This is a genomic window from Phocaeicola sp. ICN-14070 (assembly GCF_037892625.1).
Classification (GTDB): Bacteria; Bacteroidota; Bacteroidia; order Bacteroidales; family Bacteroidaceae; genus Phocaeicola; species Phocaeicola plebeius.
The window spans coordinates 1-1,460 of the sequence record NZ_JBBKBF010000147.1 but is presented as its reverse complement, the minus strand read 5'-3'; the positions used below and the strand labels follow the sequence as shown (position 1 = coordinate 1,460).

Here is a 1,460-nt window from a genome sequence, read left to right as displayed (position 1 = left end):
ACTTTCATGATTAATCAATATTGAAATACCATTCTAAAAAAGAATTAAAATCTTTCCATTGTGGAGACAATTTCCCATTTTGAAAATCCTCAAGAACCTGACCTATTTCTATTTTTAAAACCGCTTCGGTTTTTCTATTATAAAAAAAGCCACTTTCCGCTTCAAAACTATCTAATGGAAGATATTCATCAGGCAGTTTTAATACGTTTCGCGCAGATTCAATAGCATAATCTAAATCTTCTGAATACATTTTAAACCAACAAACATTATATAGTTCATATCCACGACTCATAAATGTTGGACCATAGGTCGCTAAATTAAATTCAGCGAACACACTATCTAATGGAATATCCAAACTTATTAGTATTCTTTCATATTGTTGTCTATCTTCAATACTTAAAGGCATATATCCTTTTTGACGAAAAAAATCTTTAACTTTGTCTGATAACATATCAATCTATATTTAATGACAATTTGTATTTATTTTCCTTGAATTTAATTCAGCTTCGGCTCTTTGCATCCAATAAGTTTCTCTATCAACATCCCAATTATAATCATGTTGAACGGGATTTATAGGATGTTTTTTATTTCCATATGGATGTAATGCGTTGGAACCTTTATATTTTTGGTGAGTTGAAGCTGACAATTCAAAAAGCGGACCTTTTGCATTCTGCTTGGAATGATGTAAGATTATTTGACTATATTTTCCGTTTTTCACAATAAACGGAGATCTTCCCATTTGTGCTAACTCCAAATTTGTTTTAACTCCTTCAGATGTATTTACAGGTAAATTCCAATCTATTTCTTGTTGATAAACGATATGAGTATTTCCTGATGGGGCATTAAATATAATCGGGTTGAAGAATCCGCTTAGTCCTAATATATCTAACCATGTGTTTACATCTTCCACATATCCATAGAGTGTAGGATTATTTCCTGCAAGATCTATTGGGTCAGAAGAAATGTACATCCCCATATCCGGTGAGTAGTACCTGAACCTATTATAATACAATCCCGTTTCTTCATCCTCGTACTGTCCCTGATATCTGAACGGCACGAGCGTTCGGTCTCCGTGGCATTCCTTCACCTCTCCGTACACATCCAGCAGCATCTCCCAGACAAGTTCTCCCTTGCTGTCGTATGCCTGCGTCGGTGTACCGAGGTAGTCATGCACTATCGTGTAGCGTTCCCCGTCCGTGACCTTCGCCACAGGAGTGAACGACGTTCCGTCATACACCCATGTCACAAGGTTGTCCGGCTTCTCCGTTCCGTCGTATTCCTCGCGCCCGGTCTCGTCCGTGACGAGCTTCGGCCTGTCGGCTTCCTCAATGTCCCATTCGTGCAGCACCACATTGCCGTCCCAGCCGAAACGGTGTACGGTGTCGCCCGTCCTCTTTGACACCCGTCTGCCGAGGGCGTCATAGCCGAATATGACCGTCCTGTCGTCGGGAGTCCTCACC

General features: G+C 39.9%; 2 protein-coding genes. Both read right to left on the bottom strand.

The features are described 5' to 3' along the window. Positions 1-10 precede the first annotated feature (10 nt). Positions 11-451 (bottom strand): hypothetical protein, encoded by a 441-nt coding sequence (locus WKT20_RS17970; RefSeq protein ID WP_340417857.1) that lies wholly within the window; start codon positions 449-451, stop codon positions 11-13. Between the two features lie 12 nt (positions 452-463). Continuing rightward, positions 464-1,460, bottom strand: a 997-nt coding sequence (locus tag WKT20_RS17965; RefSeq protein ID WP_340417856.1) for an RHS repeat-associated core domain-containing protein, incomplete at its 5' end; no start/stop codon positions are given.

What these genes read in the sequence shown, in the direction of transcription:
- WKT20_RS17970 (WP_340417857.1), bottom strand. Translation starts at nt 451, where the DNA reads ATGTTATCAGACAAAGTTAAAGATTTTTTTCGTCAAAAAGGATATATG.